The following is a 17,357-nucleotide window of genomic DNA, read 5'->3' on the forward strand; positions in this document are numbered from 1 at the left end:
TCCGGTGTTCGCAGGGTAAGACAAGGGGCCTCTTGCGAGGCCCCTCCGGGGCAGATCAGTTGTTGGCGTGCAGATCTTCGTTGAGCTCAATGGCCGTTTTGTTGGTCTTGCACTCAACCGCGCCGTTCTGTGAATTACGACGGAACAGCAGGTCGGTCTTGCTCGCCAGATCGCGCGCTTTCACCGTCTGGACGATCTCGTTCTTGTCGTCCAGGACCGCCACCTTGGTGCCGGCGGTGATGTAGAGTCCGGCCTCGACGGTATTGCGGTCGCCCAGCGGGATACCGATCCCGGCGTTGGCGCCGATCAGGCAGTTCTCACCCACGGAGATGATGATGTTGCCGCCGCCGGACAGGGTGCCCATGGTGGAGCAGCCGCCGCCCAGGTCCGAGCCCTTGCCGATCATCACGCCGGCGGAGATCCGGCCTTCGATCATGCTGGTGCCTTCGGTACCCGCGTTGAAGTTGATGAAACCCTCGTGCATGACGGTGGTGCCTTCGCCCACGTAGGCACCCAGACGAACCCGGGCGGTGTCGGCGATGCGCACACCGCGCGGAACCACGTAGTCGGTCATCTGCGGGAACTTGTCCACGGATTTGACTTCCAGCGTGCGGCCGCCGATGCGGGCATCCATCTGGCGCTCCGGCAGTTCGTCCAGGTCGATCGCGCCTTCGTCGGTCCAGGCCACGTTGGGCAGCAGGCCGAAGATACCGTCCAGCCTGAGGCCGTGGGGCTTGACCAGACGGTGGGAGATCAGGTGCAGCTTGAGGTAAACCTCGGGCGTGCTGGAGGCGGTATCGTCGGTTTCCAGCAGCGTCACCACCGCGGGGCGCTCGCTCTTCGCCGCCTTGTCAGCCAGCTTGGCCTGATCCTCCAGGCCGGCGCTGCGCAGCGCTTCGGCGAAGGTCTTCAGTTGCTCCTGGCTGGCCTCGATAGCCTGGTTGCCACCCTTGTAGCCGAGGGTGTTGCCGGCGATTTCGGTCAATGTGGCTTCCGGCATATAGAGCGGCTTCTGGTAGAAGGTCTCCAGCCATTCACCTTTAAGGTTCTGGGTGCCGATACCGATGCCGAATGCAAAACTCATGTGGGGTGTGCTCCTTGGTCTCAATCTGGTGTTGGGCGGGCCTGGCCAGCCACGCATTGAATCTCAGAATCTGTTCCTGGCAGACCTCAGCCGAGCTGGGCTTCCCAGTCGTCTGCCTTGAAGCCGACCAGCACCTGGTCGCCGTTCTCGACCACCGGGCGTTTGATGGCGGAGGGATTCTCCTGCATCACGGTCAGCGCCGAATCCCGGTCAATGTTATCACGGACCTCGTCCGGCAGCTTGCGCCAGGTGGTGCCGCGCCGGTTGAGCAGGACTTCCCAGCCGACCTGGCTTTCCCAAGCGGCGAGGCGCTCGGGGTCCACGCCTTCCTTTTTATAGTCATGGAAGGTGTAGGGTTTGTCGGCGGCGTCCAGCCACTTGAGGGCTTTCTTGACCGTGTCGCAATTCTTGATGCCGTAGATATCCACGGTTACTGCTCCTTGATAAACGTTCGAATACGTTGCGCCGCCTCGATGCATTCCTCCAGCGGTGCAACCAGGGCCATGCGGACCCGGTTTTCGCCGGGGTTATGGCCGTCGATAGTGCGCGACAGATAGCGCCCGGGGAGAACGTGGACGTTCTGGCTGGCGGCCAGGTCGCGGGCGAAAATATCGTCGGCGAACGGCGTCTCCGGCCAAAGATAGAAGCCTGCATCGGGGGCGGACACCCGCATGACGTCAGCGAGAATGGGAACGACCGCGTCGAATTTCTCGCGGTAGGCGGCCCGGTTCTCGCGCACGTGGTCCTCGTCCTGCCAGGCGGCGATGCTGGCCAGTTGATGCTGGATCGGCATCGAGCTGCCGTGATAGGTGCGATAGCTCAGGTACTGCTCCAGGACGCTGGCGTCGCCGGCTACGAAGCCCGAGCGGAGGCCCGGCAGGTTGCTGCGCTTGGACAGGCTGTGGAATACGATGCAGCGTGCGTAGTCATCGCGCCCAATGGCGGCGCAGGTCTGCAGCAACCCTTCCGGCGGGTTGTTCTCGTCCGGGTAGAGCTCTGAATAACACTCGTCCGAGGCGATCAGGAAGTCGTGTCGGTCCGCCAGTTCGATCAGCCGCTTTAGCGTGTCGCGCGGGATCACGGAACCGCTGGGATTGCCCGGTGAGCACAGGAACAGCACCTGGCAGCGGTCCCAGTCGGCGGCCGGTACCGCCTCGAAATCCGGGATGAAATGGTTGTCCGCATCGCACGGCAGGTAGTGCGGCGTGGCGCCGGCGAGGAACGCGGCGCCCTCGTAGATCTGGTAGAAGGGGTTGGGCGTCACCAGTGTGGCGTCCGGCTTGGGATCGATTACGGCCTGGATCAGCGAAAAGATGGCTTCCCGGGTGCCGTTCACCGGAATCACATGATCCGCGGCGGTGAGCGCGCCGGGCTTGAGCTGGAAGCGGGTCGTCGCCCAATCAGCGATGGCCTGGCGCAGCTCGTCCATCCCTTTGGTGGTCGGGTAATTGGCCAGTCGGTCCAGGTTGTCGCGGACCACCTGTTTGACGAATGCCGGCGCCGGATGTTTGGGCTCGCCGATACCCAGAGCGATGGGCGCCAGGTGCGCCGGTGGCTCAATGCCGGCTTTCAGCTCCGCCAGTTTTTCAAACGGGTAAGGGTGTAGGCGATCTAGATTCGGGTTCATGTCTGGATCTCTGAGTGGATTAGACGCCGACGTTCTCGTCCAGCTGGCGGCAGAGGTCGTCCTGCAGCGCTTCGCACAGGGCCGGATCGCTGAGCGGACCGCCCTTGCTGTCGGTGACGAAAAAGACGTCCTCGACGCGTTCGCCCAGGGTGGCGATCTTGGCGTTGGTCAGTCGCACGTCGTGCTCCAGCAGGACGCGCCCGATACGTGCCAGCAGGCCCGGACGGTCCGGTGTAATCAGCTCCATCACCGTGCGCTGATTGACCGTGTCGTTGGAGAAGGTCACCTGGGTCGGGAAGGAGAAATGCTTGAGCTGCCGTGGTGTGCGGCGATGAATGATGTCCGGGTAGTCTTCCGGGTCGTCCAGCTCCTCAATCAGGCGCTGCTTGACACGGGCCTTGCGGGCTTCGTCTTTGCCCAGGGGCTGCCCCTGCTCGTCCAGCACGACGTAGGCGCTGACCGAATAGGGACCTTCGCCACTGCTGATGCGGGCGTCGACGATGTTCAGGTTGAGCTGCTCCAGTACGGCCGTGGTTGCGGCGAACAGGGCGGCCCGATCCTTCATGTAGATGACGATCTGGGAGAAGCCGTCGGTCGGTCCGCCGTGGGTGTCCCGGATCATGACCAGCGGGTCCGGGTGGTCGCCGTGGCGGATGATGGCCGCCGTCTGCCAGGCGATGTCCACCGTGGAATCCTGGAGGAAGTAATCCTCGTCCATGGCGTTCCAGACGGCATCGATCTGCTGGTCGGTGATGTTCTGGGCCAGCAGAATCTCCCGCGCCTCGGACTGGGTCGCCTTGATCCAGGCGTTGCGGTCCACCGGCGTTTCCGAGCCGCGGCGCAGGGCCCTTTTGGCCTCGATGTAGAGCTGGCGCAGCAGTGAGGCGCGCCAGGTATTCCACAGTTTGGGGTTGGTCGCGCTGATGTCGCAGACGGTCAGTACGTACAGATAATCCAGGTGAACCTGGCTGGGTACTGAGCGGGCGAAGGCGTGGATGATGTCCGGATCGGAGATGTCCTTGCGCTGGGCGGTCATCGACATCAGCAGGTGGTTTTCCACCAGCCAGGCGATTAGCTGGGTGTCGCGCTGACTCAGGTGGTGGCGCTGGCAGAAATCGATGGCGTCATCGGCGCCCAGCTCCGAATGGTCGCCGCCGCGGCCTTTGGCGATATCGTGATAGAGGCCGGCGATGTAGAGGTTTTCGAGCTTGGGCAGGCGATGGATCAGGCGCGAGGCCAGTGGAAAGTTCGAGCGAGCCTCTTCCGTGCGCATCTGCGCCATATTGCGGATCACCCGCAGGGTATGGGCGTCGACGGTGTAGATGTGGAACAGGTCGTACTGCATCTGGCCGATGATCTGGCCAAACTCCGGCAGGTAGCGGCCCAGCACGTTGTACTTCTTCATCGCCGACAGGGTCTGGTCGAGCGCGTGCGGCGTGCGCAGCAGCTCCATAAAGAGGGTCGTGACCGCGAGGTCGGAGCGGAAGGCGTCGTCGATCAGGTGACGGTGGGCCCGCAGCGAGCGGATGGTGGTGGCCCGGATGCCGCGGATTTCCGGGTTCTGCGCCATCAGCACGAAGATTTCCATCAACGAATAGGGCGCGTAGGCGAAGACCTGGTTGTTAACGGCCTCGATGTAACGGTTGCGGATCTGGAAGCGCTTGTTGAGCGGACGGATATCGTCCTCGCCGTCGGAGCCCAGGATCGCTTCGTCGTAATACTGCAGGATCACGTCGGCCAGCTCCGAGAGTCCGAGCACGGTGCGGTAATATTTCTGCATCATGCGCTCGACGCCGAGCTTGCGGTCCTGGTCCTTATAGCCGAGCAGTTCCGCCAGGGCGCGCTGGTGATCGAACAGCAGCCGGTTTTCGTTGCGTCCCGCGATCAGCTGCAGGCCGTAGCGCAGCCGCCACAGGAAATTCTCTCCGCTGAGGATGATCTGGTACTCCTCCTCGGTGAGGATGCTGAAGCGGGTCAGGTCGGCGATGGATTCCAGGCCGAAGTGGCGCTTGGTGATCCAGCCGATGGTCTGGATGTCCCGCAGCCCGCCCGGCGACGCCTTGATGTTGGGCTCCAGGTTGTACTCTGTGTCGCCGTATTTCTCGTGACGGCGACGTTGCTCGTCGCGCTTGGCAATGAAGTAGGCGCGGTCGGCACTGATGTCGTCCGAATAGACCTGGCTGGACAGCTCGGCGCGCAGGCTGTCGGGGCCGGCGATGGTGCGGGTTTCCAGCAGGTTGGTCAGGATGGTGACGTCCGACTGCGCAGCCTCGATGCTTTGCTCCAGGCTGCGCACACTGTGACCGATGTCCAGGCGCAGGTCCCACAGCAGCGTAATAAAGGCGGTGAGATCGTCCTGCCATTCCGGCTGGACGTCGTACCGGGTGAGGATCAGAAGATCGATGTCCGAGTGGGGGTGTAGCTCGCCGCGGCCATAGCCGCCGACTGCCACAAGGGCAATATCACCGGATTGGGCGAACGGGTAGCGGTTCCAGAGCAGCGCCAGGATGCGGTCGACTTCCAGCGCCCTGGCAAGCACCAGCTCGCGGATGTCGGCACCATTACGGAACGCCTCCGCGTGGGCCTCGAAGGTGGTGCTCAGGGCCTTGCGAGCCGGACCGATAGGCGAGGGCGCTTCGGCAATCTGGGCTTCAAGGCTTACGGTGTCGATGGCATTGGCTGTTGCCATGGTCGTTATTGCCTCTGCGGCTGGTCTTGGGCCGGCATAGCCGGCCGGGAATCGAGAAGGCGGGATCGGCGTGTCTTCAAAATCTGGCAAATCTCATCAAGGTCTAGAAGGTTTCTTCAGAACGCTTGGTAAGGATTTCGTAGCCGTCCGCGGTCACCAGAATGGTGTGTTCCCACTGAGCGGACAGCTTGTGATCCTTGGTGACCACCGTCCAGCCATCTGGCAGCAGTTTACAATGGAATTTACCCTGATTGATCATCGGCTCGATGGTGAACGTCATGCCTTCCTGCAATTCGAAGCCGGTGCCGGGTTTTCCATAGTGCATCACCTGGGGCTCTTCATGGAATCCCTTGCCGATGCCATGGCCGCAATACTCACGCACCACGGAATAACGGTTTTTCTCGGCGTGTTGCTGGATTACGTGTCCGATGTCGCCCAGGCGGGCCCCCGGACGAACCAGCTCGATCCCTTTATAGAGGCATTCCTGTGTGATGCGGATCAGGCGGTCTGAGCCGGGCTTGGGGTCGCCGACGATGAACATCTTGCTGGTGTCGCCGTGATAGCCGTCCTTAATAACGGTCACGTCGATGTTCATGATGTCCCCGCTCTTGAGCACTTTCTTTTCGCTCGGGATACCGTGACAGACGACATGGTTGACGGACGTACAGACCGACTTGGGAAAGCCCTTGTAGTTCAGCGGTGCCGGGATGGCATCCTGGACGTTGACGATGTGGTCGTGGCAGATGCGATCAAGTTCCTCGGTCGTGACGCCCGGCTTGACGTGGTCGCCGATCATTTCCAGGACTTCGGCGGCCAGGCGTCCGGCGACGCGCATCTTCTCGATTTCTTCAGGGGTTTTGATCGTTACCTGCATGACTGGGACTATCCTTCCTGCTGATTAAGCGACCATTTTAGGGAGGTGCTCGAAAGGGTACAAGGCAGGCCCGTCTACCACCCTTATTTACGTGACCTATACTGACGGTCCCAGGTGCCTGATTTTCGGAAAGCACGTAACAAACAAGTGGCGTCTGGGCTGCGAAATATGGTATAAACGCGCCCGCTGAACGTCATCGTCGAATCCTGTGTTCGAATGATGGCCGGCAAAAACACACATGTGTCATCACGTTGACCCAGGGTGCCCGGACAATCTGAAACGCCGGGTTGGGCAATTGGACACATGGAGGACTAACCCAAACGCTAGAAGGTATTAACCATGGCACAAGTCAACATGCGTGACCTGCTCAAGGCAGGCGCCCACTTCGGTCACCAGACTCGCTACTGGAACCCGAAAATGTCGAAGTTCATCTTCGGCGCCCGGAACAAGATTCATATCATCAACCTGGAACAGACCGTTCCGGCCATGGACGAAGCTCTGAAGTTCGTTCAGCAACTGGCCGAGAGCAAGAACAAGGTTCTGTTCGTAGGCACCAAGCGCGCCGCTTCCAAGATCATCAAGGAAGAAGCCCTGCGCGCCAGCCAGCCGTACGTCAACCATCGCTGGTTGGGCGGCATGCTGACCAACTACAAGACCATCCGTCAGTCCATCCGTCGCTACCGTGATCTGGAAACCCAGAGCCAGGACGGTACTTTCGACAAGCTGACCAAGAAAGAGGCGCTGGAGCGCACTCGCGAGATGGACAAGCTTGAGCGCAGCATCGGCGGTATCAAGGACATGGGTGGCCTGCCGGACGCTCTGTTCGTGATTGACGTTGATCACGAGCGCATCGCCATCAAGGAAGCCAACAAGCTGGGCATCCCGGTTATCGGTGTTGTCGATACCAACAGCGATCCGGACGGCATCGACTACGTTATCCCGGGCAACGACGACGCGATCCGCGCGATCCAGATCTACGTCAAGGCGGTTGCAGACACCTGTGTGGAAGCTTCCCAGTCTGGCGCCGGCGCTGATGAGTTCGTCGAAGTAAGCGATAACGAAGAAAGCGCTTCAACCGCTGAATAACAGCGGAGCAATCGGCTGACATTGATTCAGCATCAGGAAAGGGGGGCTGAGTCCCCCTTTTTTGTAAGGGTTGCACAGTTAACGGTAGTCCGGGGCCGAACACGCTGTCCGGTTTCGGAAGAATAGATGAGGTGGCGCTTTCGCACAGAGCGCCACATTCTGGATACAGAAACGAGAGGATTGAACATGGCTGCTATTACCGCTGCAATGGTCAAAGAGCTGCGTGATCGCACTGGTCTGGGCATGATGGAGTGCAAGAAGGCACTGGTTGAGGCTGACGGCAGCGTTGACAACGCAATCGAAGAGCTGCGCAAGTCTTCCGGCCTGAAAGCGGCGAAGAAGGCCGGCCGTACCGCGGCTGAAGGTGTTGCCGTTCTGCACGTTGCCGACGACAACAAGAGCGCCACGCTGCTGGAAGTCAACTCTGAAACCGACTTCGTGGCTCGTGACGACAACTTCATGTCCTTTGCCAACGACGTACTGGCCGTTGCCGTCGAGCGCGGTGAGACTGACGTCGCCAAGCTGATGGAAGGTGATCTGGAAGGCAAGCGTGAAGCGCTGGTCCAGAAGATCGGTGAAAACATCACCGTGCGTCGTGTCGTCAAGCTGGAAGGCGACGTGGTCGACGGTTACGTTCACAGCAACAACAAGATTGCTTCCATCGTTGCACTGACCGGCGGCAGCGCCGAAGTGGCCCGCGATGTTGCCATGCACGTTGCCGCTGTTAATCCGACCGTCGGCAAGCCTGATGAAATGCCACAGGATGAAGTCGAGAAAGAGAAAGACATCATCCGTTCACAGCCGGATATGGAAGGCAAGCCGGCCGAGATCGTCGAGAAGATGATGACCGGTCGCATCAACAAGTTCCTCAAGGAAAACAGCCTGGTGGAACAGCCTTTCGTCAAGGATCCGGATCAGACCGTCGGTGCGCTGCTGAAATCCGCTGGCGCTGACCTGTCCGGTTTCGTTCGTCTGGAAGTGGGCGAAGGCATCGAGAAAGAAGAAGTGGATTTCGCGGCTGAAGTGGCTGCCGCGGCAGGTACCGGTAAGGCCTGATTCCGCTTGTTATCCGCGTCGCGCTCTGCGCGGCGCGGGTTGTATACGGGGTCGCCCGGTTCCGGGTTACCCCGCATGCAACCCTGACGTGATGCTCGCCTCCCGCTGCAGATTGCCGGCCGGAGGTGTGCCGTCTATCTGCTCTATCACTGTCCGCCTGGACGCCAGTTAAGGGGATCCCTCATCATGCCGAAGCACTCCCAGACCCAGCCCAAGTACAAACGCGTCCTCCTCAAGCTCAGTGGCGAAGCCCTGATGGGTGAGCAGGAGTTCGGGATCGATCCCAAAGTGTTGGATCGGATGGCGCTGGAGATCGGCGCGTTGATCGGTATCGGCGTCCAGGTGGGGTTGGTTATCGGCGGCGGCAACCTGTTCCGCGGTGCCGCCCTGAGTGCGGCCGGCATGGACCGTGTCACCGGTGACCACATGGGTATGTTGGCCACCATGATGAACGGTCTGGCCATGCGCGATGCGCTGGAGCGCTCAAATATCCGCACGCGCGTTATGTCTGCCATCCCGATGAGTGGTATTGTCGAACATTACGACCGCCGTCGTGCCGTTCGCGACCTGAAAGACGGTGATGTGGTGATTTTCTGTGCCGGTACCGGCAACCCGTTCTTCACCACGGACTCGGCGGCCTGCCTGCGTGGTATCGAAATCGATGCCGATGTGGTGCTCAAGGCCACCAAGGTGGATGGTGTCTACTCGGCGGATCCGGTCAAGGATCCGGGGGCCGAAAAGTACGAACGCCTGACCTACGACGATGTGCTGGACAAGAAACTGGGCGTGATGGACCTGACGGCCATCTGCCTGTGCCGTGATGAGGGCATGCCGGTGCGCGTGTTCAATATGAACAAGCCGGGCGCACTGACCCGTATCGTCGTGGGCGAGGCGGAAGGTACACTGATCGAATAAGACCGGCTGACAGCCAGTCTTGAGAAGCATTTTCCGGGCAACGGACTGAATTGAGGAATTCAAAGTGATCAACGAGATTAAGTCAGACGCCGAAAAGCGAATGAAGAAGAGCCTTGACGCGCTGCATTCGGCTTTCAACAAGATTCGTACCGGCCGTGCCCATCCGGCCATCCTGGACAGCGTGATGGTCAACTACTATGGCCAGGAAACCCCGCTGAAGCAGGTGGCCGCCGTCAACGTTGAGGATTCCCGCACACTGGCCGTCGCTCCGTGGGAGAAATCCATGGTTCCGGCGATCGAGAAGGCCATCATGACGTCTGATCTGGGCCTCAACCCGGCCAGCACCGGCGACGTGATCCGCGTCCCCATGCCGATGCTGACGGAAGAAAGTCGCCGCGAGCTAGTCAAGCAGGCCAAGGCCGACGCCGAGCATGGACGGGTTGCCATCCGTAATGCGCGCCGTGATGCCAACAGCGACCTGAAAGAGCTGCTCAAGGAAAAGGAAATCACTGAAGACGAAGAGCGCAACGGCGAGCAGGAAATCCAGAAGCTGACCGACCGCTACATTGCCGAAGTCGAGAAAATCCTGAAGGGTAAAGAAGAAGACTTGATGGCGGTCTGACCCGCTTACTTCGCATGCGCATCAGTGACCAGTCAACAGATCCGGGGGCGGTCAGGAAAGGGAACTCCTTTTCTGACGCCCCCGTGACGTTTCAGAGGAAGGCATGACGGACAGTCTCTCCGCCGAAATACCGATGGCCGCATCGGCTACCCCTCGGCATGTCGCGATCATCATGGATGGAAACAATCGCTGGGCCAAGCTCCGCCGGTTGGCCGGCGTGGCAGGCCATAAAGCCGGTGTCAATGCGGTGCGGTCAACGGTGGAAACATGCGCCCGCAACGGCGTTGAGGTCCTTACGCTATTTGCGTTCAGCAGCGAGAACTGGCGCCGCCCCAAGGACGAGGTCAGCGCTCTGATGCGTCTGTTCCTGATGGCGCTGGAGCGGGAAGTCAGGAAACTGCACCGCAATAATATCCGTCTGCGGATCATCGGTGACCGTTCTCCTTTCAGCGACGTTCTGCGCGACCATATGGCCCGCGCCGAGTCCCTGACGGCAGACAACGACGGCATGACGCTGGTGATCGCTGCCAACTACGGTGGCCACTGGGACATTACCCAGGCGGCACGCTCGCTGGCTCAGGAGGTCCGTGATGGCCTGCTGCAGCCTGGCGACATCACCGACGATCACCTTCAGCAGCGCCTGTGTCTCGGTGACCTGCCAATGCCGGATTTGCTGATCCGAACCGCCGGTGAGCAGCGCGTCAGTAATTTCCTGCTGTGGCATCTGGCTTACACTGAGTTCCATTTTTCCAACGTGTTCTGGCCTGACTTCGACGAGCAGGAAATGCTCGCCGCCCTCAAGGATTACGCGGGGCGCAAGCGTCGATTTGGTCAGACGGACGATCAACTCGATAAACTGGCCGCGACTGGCTCCGACACCGAATAAATAAGAAGAGCGAGCCCCGTTGTGCTCAAAACACGTGTTATCACAGCTTTAATCCTGGCGCCGGTCGCCATCGCCTGTATTTTCTTCCTGCCTCCTCTGGGCTTCGCTATCTTTACCGGAGTGATCATATCGATGGGGGCCTGGGAGTGGGCGAATATGGCCGGCGTATCCCAGGGTGGTTTCCGTATCGCCTTTGCTGTTCTGACGGCGATCCTTCTGTTTTTCCTGCTGCAAACCACGGCCATCACGCTACTGGTCCTGGCCGTGCTCTGGTGGGCACTGGCCCTGTTCCTGGTGAGTTCCTATCCGGCCACGACCGGGCGCTGGCAGGCAACGCCGATCCGCCTGCTGATGGGGTTGTTGGTGCTGGTGCCAGCCTGGGTCGGACTCAACCACCTGCGCTCAGGCTCGTTTCACCTGGCGGCGATCGACAACAATCTCCTGTTGCTGCTTTACGTGTTCTGTGTGGTCTGGGTGGCTGATATCGGGGCGTACTTTGCCGGCCGCGCCTTCGGCAAGGCGAAACTGGCTCCGCGAGTCAGTCCTGGCAAGTCCTGGGCCGGCGTCTGGGGTGGGTTGGTCGCGGTGGCCGTGCTGTCTGTCCTGGTCAGTCTTGCCATAGGAACCAATGCGGCGGATACGGCGTTACTGCTTCTGGTCAGTCTGATCACCGGCGCGGTATCGGTGCTGGGGGACCTCCTGGAAAGCATGCTCAAGCGTTTCCGGGGGATTAAGGACAGCAGTCAGTTGCTGCCGGGCCACGGTGGTATTATGGATCGGATTGACAGCCTGACTGCGGCCATTCCGGTCTTTACGCTTTGCATCACCTTGCTGGGCTGGCTGCATGTCAGTCCGCTCGCATGACGATGCAGGGGGATTGATGCGCCACGTAACCGTTCTTGGAGCGACCGGCTCCATTGGTCTGAACACGTTGGACGTGATCGGCCGTCATCCCGATCGCTTCGACGTCTTTGCCTTGACCGCGTGTCGCCAGGTGGATTCGATGTTGTCGCTGTGTCAGCGGTTTCGGCCGCGTTACGCTGTCATGGCGGAACCGTCTGCGGCGCTGGAGCTGGCCGAGCGCCTGCCCGAGGAGGCAGGCGTCGAGGTCCTGGCCGGGACCGAAGGGCTGGAGGCTGTCGCCTCGTCGCCTGACTGTGACACGGTTATGGCAGCTATCGTCGGGGCCGCGGGGCTGGCGCCGACATTGGCGGCGGTACGCTCGGGCAAGCGGGTGCTGCTGGCCAACAAGGAAGCCCTGGTCATGTCCGGCCGTTTGTTTATGGACGCGGTGGCCGAGAGCGGCGCCGAGCTGCTGCCCATTGACTCGGAGCACAATGCCATCTTCCAGTGTCTGCCGCCGGGGCAGAGCAGGGATCTGCCTGGTGCCGGTGTGCGCCGAATCCTGCTGACCGCCTCCGGAGGGCCGTTCCGGGAAACCTCGGCTGAAGCGTTGCAGCAGGTGACGCCGGACCAGGCCTGCGCCCATCCCAACTGGAGCATGGGCCAGAAAATATCCGTGGATTCCGCCACCCTGATGAACAAGGGCCTGGAACTCATTGAAGCCTGCTGGCTGTTCGATACCCGGCCGGATCAGGTGGAAGTGCACGTGCACCCGGAGAGCATCATCCATTCGATGGTAGAGTACGTGGATGGCTCGGTGCTGGCCCAGTTGGGCAGCCCGGACATGCGCACGCCGATCGCCAATGGCCTGGCCTGGCCGGAACGCATCGATGCCGGCGTCGACAGCCTGAACCTGTTTGATATCGGTCGCTTCCATTTCGAACGGCCGGATCTGGAGCGGTTCCCGTGCCTGCGTCTGGCATCGGAAGCCTTTCGTCTGGGGGGTACCGCGCCGGCGGTTCTGAACGCCGCCAACGAAGAAGCCGTTGCGGCGTTCCTGCGCGGCGAGCTGGGTTTTACCGGGATTCCCGCCGTTATCGAGTCCGTCATGGCGTCGATAGCGACGGTGCCGGCGGACGAATTTCCGGTTATTTTTGAGAAGGATCGAGAATCCCGCGCCCGGTCTGCGGAACAGATTCGCCACCACGCGGTCTCAGTGTCGGGCTTGGGCTGACCGGGTCCCAATGACCGTTTCCAGTGATTATTGTTTCGACCTGATGTCGGAGTAGCATGCAGTTCATTCAAACCGCCCTCGCGCTGATCGTGACTCTGGGCATACTCGTGACCATTCATGAGTACGGCCACTTCTGGGTAGCCCGCCGTTGCGGGGTGCGCGTTCTGCGTTTTTCCGTGGGGTTCGGCAAGCCCATGTTTTCCTGGTACGACCGTCACGGTACCGAGTTTGCGGTGGCGGCCATTCCGCTGGGCGGTTACGTCAAGATGCTCGATGAGCGGGAAGGGCCCGTACCGGACGACCAACTGCACAAAGCCTTTACCCGCAAGTCTCCCGGCAAGCGGATCGCGATAGCGGCCGCCGGTCCGGCTGCGAATTTCATATTTGCTGTTTTCGCGTACTGGCTGCTCAATGTGGTGGGCTTTACCAGCCTGGCGCCGGTGGTGGGCGAGGTTAAGCCGGACAGTGTGGCCCAGCGCATGGGATTGAGTTCGGGTATGGAAATCCGCTCGGTGGATGGCGAGTCCGTTAGCGACTGGCGTGACATCGGCGGCCTCCTGCTCGAGAGGGCCGGCGAGTACGGCACCATCCGCATGGAAGTAAGCCAGGATGGCCGTCTCAGCGAACGCACCGCATCGCTGCAGGGCTGGCGACTCGGCGACGACGATCCCAACCCGATTGATCTGTTCGGCATCGCCCCATATCGCCCGGCGGTGCCTGCCCAGATTGGCGAAATCGTCGATGGCGGTCGTGCCCAGGCGGCCGGTCTGCAGGCGGGAGATCAGGTGATATCGGTAAACGGCGAGCGGATCGACGACTGGTTTGCCCTGGTCAAGCGCATCCAGGCGGCTCCCGAACAGCCGTTGACCATGACGGTGCAGAGGGACGGTGCCACCCGGACCCTGAATGTCACACCCAAGCGCCAGACCACCGAAGATGGCCGTGAGATCGGCTTGATCGGCGCTGGCGTGGCGCCAATTGAGTGGCCTGACAGTATGTTGCGGGAGACCCGGCTCGGGATCCTGGCGGCGATTCCGAACGCGGTCGGGGAAACCTGGGACGATACCCGTTTGACCCTGGTCGCGATCAAGAAGATGGTGACCGGGCTGCTGTCTTTGAATAATCTCAGCGGTCCGATTACGATTGCTCGCGTTGCCGAGGCGAGTGCGACTTCCGGTTTCGAGGATTTTATCCGTTTTCTCGCATACCTGAGCGTCAGTCTCGGTGTATTGAACCTTTTGCCGGTTCCCGTCCTCGATGGGGGCCATATTCTCTTCTACAGCCTGGAGGCTATTCGGCGGAAGCCGCTCTCGGAGCACGTTCAGGCAGTCGGAGTAAGAATAGGAATGGCAATGATTCTGACATTGATGGTCTTCGCTCTTTACAACGACCTGATGCGGTTGTGAGAATTGCGACCTTCCGTACGCGCATAAACAGGCGAATAATCTGAATGAGACGTTCTCTTCTGAGTGTGGCTCTGGGCCTCATGTCGACAGTAGGCTCTTTGCCGCCGGCTCTGGCCGATGAGTTTGTAGTTTCCGATATCGAAGTCGAAGGCTTGCAGCGGGTATCCGCCGGTACCGTCTTCGGGGCTTTTCCGGTCAGCATCGGTGAGCAGGTCAATGAAGTCACTCTGGCGGATGCCATCAAGAACCTGTTTCAGACCGGCCTGTTTACGGATCTGAGTGCCAGCCGGGATGAGGACGTTCTGGTGCTGTCGGTGCAGGAGCGGCCGGCCATCAGCTCTATCGATATTGAAGGCAATAAGGCCATCGAGACCGAGATGTTGACGCAGGCGCTCAACAGTGCCGGGCTGACGGAAGGGCAGGTGTTCAAGCGCGCGACGCTGGAGCGCCTGGAACTGGAGATTCTGCGTTCCTATGTGGCACAGGGGCGCTACAACGCCCGGGTCAAGGCGACGGCGCAGGAACTGCCGCGGAATCGGGTTGCCGTTAAACTCGACATCAATGAGGGCAGTGTCGCCTCGATCCGCCACATTAACATCATCGGCAACGACGCCTTTTCCGATGAGGAACTGCTGGACCAGTTCGAGCTGGAGACGTCCGACTGGTGGTCTTCCATTACCAGTTCCGACAAGTACGCGCGGGAGCGCCTCAGCGGCGACCTGGAAACCCTGCGCTCCTGGTACTTCGACCGGGGGTATCTCGACTTCAATGTGGAATCCAGCCAGGTTTCCATTTCCCCGGACAAAAAAGACGTCTTCATCACCCTGTCGATCAACGAAGGGCCGAAGTACACCATCTCCGAGATCAATCTGCGTGGCGACCTGATCCTCAAGGAAAGCGAACTGCGTGAGCTGATCAAGATGAAACCGGGCGACGTGTACTCCCAGCAGCTCGTTACCAGTACTTCCGAGGCGCTGTCCCGGCGACTGGGGCGTGAGGGCTACACCTTCGCAAACGTGAACGCCCGACCTGAAAAGTCGGACGACAACACCGCTGCGATCACCTTTTATGTTGAGCCGGGCAATCGGGCGTACGTGCGGCGCATCAATTTCGAGGGCAACGTCTCGACCCGGGACGAGGTCTTGCGCCGTGAAATGGTGCAGATGGAAGGCGGCGTCGCCTCCACCGACCTGATCGAGTACTCCAAGACCAAGCTCGAGCGGCTCGGCTTCTTCAAGACGGTCGACGTGGAGACCGTGCGCGTTCCGGGCGAGGACGATCAGATCGATGTCAACTACACGGTCGAAGAGCAGCCCACCGGCAGCCTGTCAGCGTCCCTCGGTTATTCCCAGAGCTCGGGCGTTATCCTCGGTGCCAGCGTGTCGGAGAACAACTTCTTCGGTACCGGTAAAGAGGTGACTATCGGCGCCACCCACAGTGACTCGGTCAAGAGCGCGAAGTTCTCCTACACCAACCCTTACTATACGGTCGATGGCGTCAGCCGGGGCTTCAGCATCTATGCCCGCGAAACGGACTACGACGAGGAAGACATTTCCTCGTACCTGCTTGACGAATACGGTGCGAGCCTTGACTTCGGTTACCCCATCGACAGCATCACGCGTCTGAATTTCGGCGTCGGCTATACCCGAACCAATATCAAGCTGGACGAGTTCCCGGCCCAGGAGGTGACGGAGTTCATCGACGAATACGGTGACTCCTTCAATACCTACCACCTGACGGGGTCATGGAGCCGCAACTCGCTGAACCGGGGTGTCCTGCCAACGGATGGTTTCAGCCACTCGCTGTCGTTGGACGTCGCGGTGCCGGGCAGTGACCAGACCTATTACAAGCTGACGCACCGGACCAACTTCTTCCAGCCGCTCAATGATGCCGAGAGCTGGGTGTTCCATACCCGCACCAAGATCGGCTACGGCGATGGCTATGGCGACAGCAGCGAGCTGCCGTTCTATGAGAACTACTATGCCGGGGGGTACGGCTCAGTCCGTGGGTACGAGGCAAACTCTCTGGGGAACCTGGCAACCAACGCCGCCGGCGATGATTCGGATCCGGATCCGTTTGGCGGTAACGTGCTTACCGAGGGCAGCGTCGAGTTGATCTTCCCGACGCCGTTTGCCGGCGATACTCGCTCGATGCGGACCGCGTTCTTCCTTGACGGTGGTCAGGTCTTCGATACCGCTCGTGGTTATGACCCGGAAACCGGCGAGCTGCGCTTCGCAGCGGGTATTGGGTTTCAGTGGATCACGGCGATTGGGCCCCTGGCATTCAGCCTCGGCGAAGCACTTAATCCCGGCGACGACGACGAAACCGAGATTTTCCAGTTCTCACTGGGCTCAAGTTTCTAGGCCGCCGCCGTTTCCAGGCACGGCTTAACCGGTACAATGCCAACAAAACGAGACGCACAGACAGGAGTTTTTCCATGCTCAAGAAGATGATGACCGCCGCCCTGGCCCTGATGCTGGCGGTGCCGGCACTGGCTGACACCAATATTGGCGTGGTCGACCTGCGGCACGCGCTGTTCGCGTCCGACAGTGCCCAGAAGTTCAGCCAGAAGCTGGAAACCGAATTCAAGGACGACGAAGCCAAGGTGCGCGAAGCCCAGGAAACGGCCCAGAGCCTCAAGGAACGACTGGAGAAAGATGGCGCTATGATGAATGAATCAGAGCGCAAAGAGTTGTCCGGCCAGTTCCAGGAAAAGGTGCAGGAATACCAGTATCTCAAGAACCGTCTCAACACCACGGTCAGCAATCGCAAAAAGCAGTTCCTGGAGGATGCCCAGCCGCAGGTGGATGAAGCGGTGAAAGCGCTGCTCGAAGAGCACGATCTCGACATGATCCTTCCGCGACAGGCGGTCGTTCTCGCCAAGCCGGACATGGATCTGACCGAAGAGCTGATTGAAAAGCTGAACCGGTAAGACGGCGGAAACGGGCAGGTTTCAGATAATTGGCCGGGGCCTGTCCGAGGTGTTGTGGAACCGGTTATTTGCAGGGAAAACGTTAGGTGGAACGCGTTAGGTG

General features: G+C 60.4%; 15 protein-coding genes. 10 read left to right on the plus strand and 5 right to left on the minus strand.

The features are described from left to right. Nucleotides 1–55 precede the first annotated feature (55 nt). The 5 genes from dapD to map form a co-directional block, all read right to left on the minus strand. Nucleotides 56–1,084 carry a 2,3,4,5-tetrahydropyridine-2,6-dicarboxylate N-succinyltransferase gene (gene dapD / locus GQB00_RS00690; protein WP_165854887.1) on the minus strand — a complete coding sequence of 343 codons (1,029 nt, stop codon included), beginning with the start codon at nt 1,082–1,084 and terminating at the stop codon, nt 56–58. A gap of 86 nt (nt 1,085–1,170) precedes the next feature. Next, entirely contained in the window at nt 1,171–1,512 is a 342-nt protein-coding gene (locus GQB00_RS00695) for an ArsC family reductase (RefSeq protein ID WP_165854888.1), read from the minus strand. 2 nt (nt 1,513–1,514) lie between these two features. Continuing rightward, nucleotides 1,515–2,711 (minus strand): succinyldiaminopimelate transaminase, encoded by a 1,197-nt coding sequence (dapC, locus tag GQB00_RS00700; protein ID WP_165854889.1) that lies wholly within the window; start codon nt 2,709–2,711, stop codon nt 1,515–1,517. Nucleotides 2,712–2,730: 19 nt separating this feature from the next. Beyond that, nucleotides 2,731–5,400 (minus strand): [protein-PII] uridylyltransferase, encoded by a 2,670-nt coding sequence (locus GQB00_RS00705; RefSeq protein ID WP_204355779.1) that lies wholly within the window; start codon nt 5,398–5,400, stop codon nt 2,731–2,733. Between the two features lie 103 nt (nt 5,401–5,503). Beyond that, on the minus strand, nt 5,504–6,274 hold the full coding sequence (gene map / locus GQB00_RS00710; protein ID WP_165854890.1) for a type I methionyl aminopeptidase: 771 nt from the start codon (nt 6,272–6,274) through the stop codon (nt 5,504–5,506). A 339-nt stretch (nt 6,275–6,613) separates the two neighbouring features. Here map and rpsB point away from each other — a divergent pair, with 339 nt between their 5' ends. The 10 genes from rpsB to GQB00_RS00760 all read left to right on the plus strand — a co-directional run bounded on the left by rpsB (nt 6,614) and on the right by GQB00_RS00760 (nt 17,254). Then, nucleotides 6,614–7,360 carry a 30S ribosomal protein S2 gene (gene rpsB, locus GQB00_RS00715; protein ID WP_111496575.1) on the plus strand — a complete coding sequence of 249 codons (747 nt, stop codon included), beginning with the start codon at nt 6,614–6,616 and terminating at the stop codon, nt 7,358–7,360. A gap of 186 nt (nt 7,361–7,546) precedes the next feature. Next, a complete protein-coding gene (gene tsf, locus GQB00_RS00720) occupies nt 7,547–8,416 on the plus strand; it encodes a translation elongation factor Ts (protein ID WP_165854891.1) in 870 nt (289 codons plus the stop codon). A gap of 186 nt (nt 8,417–8,602) precedes the next feature. After that, nucleotides 8,603–9,331 carry a UMP kinase gene (gene pyrH / locus GQB00_RS00725; RefSeq protein ID WP_111496573.1) on the plus strand — a complete coding sequence of 243 codons (729 nt, stop codon included), beginning with the start codon at nt 8,603–8,605 and terminating at the stop codon, nt 9,329–9,331. Between the two features lie 64 nt (nt 9,332–9,395). Beyond that, nucleotides 9,396–9,953 carry a ribosome recycling factor gene (gene frr, locus GQB00_RS00730; RefSeq protein WP_111496572.1) on the plus strand — a complete coding sequence of 186 codons (558 nt, stop codon included), beginning with the start codon at nt 9,396–9,398 and terminating at the stop codon, nt 9,951–9,953. A 103-nt stretch (nt 9,954–10,056) separates the two neighbouring features. Beyond that, nucleotides 10,057–10,839 (plus strand): polyprenyl diphosphate synthase, encoded by a 783-nt coding sequence (gene uppS / locus GQB00_RS00735; RefSeq protein ID WP_111496571.1) that lies wholly within the window; start codon nt 10,057–10,059, stop codon nt 10,837–10,839. Between the two features lie 21 nt (nt 10,840–10,860). Further along, on the plus strand, nt 10,861–11,703 hold the full coding sequence (locus GQB00_RS00740; RefSeq protein ID WP_165854892.1) for a phosphatidate cytidylyltransferase: 843 nt from the start codon (nt 10,861–10,863) through the stop codon (nt 11,701–11,703). A 16-nt stretch (nt 11,704–11,719) separates the two neighbouring features. Beyond that, nucleotides 11,720–12,916 carry a 1-deoxy-D-xylulose-5-phosphate reductoisomerase gene (gene ispC, locus GQB00_RS00745; RefSeq protein WP_165854893.1) on the plus strand — a complete coding sequence of 399 codons (1,197 nt, stop codon included), beginning with the start codon at nt 11,720–11,722 and terminating at the stop codon, nt 12,914–12,916. Between the two features lie 56 nt (nt 12,917–12,972). Further along, on the plus strand, nt 12,973–14,322 hold the full coding sequence (gene rseP / locus GQB00_RS00750; protein WP_165854894.1) for an RIP metalloprotease RseP: 1,350 nt from the start codon (nt 12,973–12,975) through the stop codon (nt 14,320–14,322). Nucleotides 14,323–14,366: 44 nt separating this feature from the next. Further along, nucleotides 14,367–16,685: an outer membrane protein assembly factor BamA gene (bamA, locus tag GQB00_RS00755; protein ID WP_165854895.1), complete on the plus strand. Its 2,319-nt coding sequence runs from the start codon at nt 14,367–14,369 to the stop codon at nt 16,683–16,685. A 74-nt stretch (nt 16,686–16,759) separates the two neighbouring features. After that, entirely contained in the window at nt 16,760–17,254 is a 495-nt protein-coding gene (locus tag GQB00_RS00760) for an OmpH family outer membrane protein (RefSeq protein WP_111496566.1), read from the plus strand. Nucleotides 17,255–17,357: the final 103 nt, after the last annotated feature.

This window comes from Marinobacter sp. JSM 1782161, assembly GCF_011421605.1.
GTDB lineage: Bacteria > Pseudomonadota > Gammaproteobacteria > Pseudomonadales > Oleiphilaceae > Marinobacter_A > Marinobacter_A bohaiensis.